We start from the raw sequence: 602 nt of genomic DNA on the forward strand, positions 1-602 counted from the left end.
CCGCCCGGCGCGGTCTGATCGACGATCGCGCCGTTGCCGATGCCCACGCCGTTGTCGCCGTTGACGACCGTCGTCGGGCCGACCGCGACCGATTCCGCGCCGACGGCCAGCGAATCGCCCGCCGTCGAATTCGCGTGGAAGTATTTCTGCCCCGTGACCGCGAACGACTGCAATGCGCCGGTCAGCTGCCGCACCGTCACCGCGTCCTGCTGGCCGGTGCCGTCCGCGACGTTCGTGATCTGGCGGTACGTCCTGTTCGTCGCATCGCCGACCGACACCGCGCCGAGCAGCGTCTGGTCGGTCGTGTCGTACGGAATCGACGCGCTGCCGTTGCGGATGATGCCCGACGACGGCACGGTCGCGCGGTCGGCGACGGAGCCCGCGCCGAGCGCGATGCTGCCGTCCACGCGGGAGATCGCGTTCGGGCCGATCGCGACGCTGTCGAGGCCGAGCGCCTGGCTGTCCGGCGCGGTGGAGTTCGCGTGGAAGTACTTGATGCCGTTCGCGTTGATGTTGTCGATCGCGGAGCCGACGTTGTTGTTGATCGTCGTGGAGCCGTCGCTGTTGTACGTGACGTACGACGGCGCGGAGATCGTGCCGGT

At 69.1% G+C, this 602-nt stretch carries 1 pseudogene; it reads right to left on the bottom strand.

Going from position 1 to position 602, the window contains the following annotated elements:
* Positions 1-602, bottom strand: a pseudogene (locus BSE24067_RS32200) (adhesin); the annotation flags it as partial.

It is taken from the genome of Burkholderia latens, from assembly GCF_902499045.1.
Lineage (GTDB): Bacteria > Pseudomonadota > Gammaproteobacteria > Burkholderiales > Burkholderiaceae > Burkholderia > Burkholderia latens.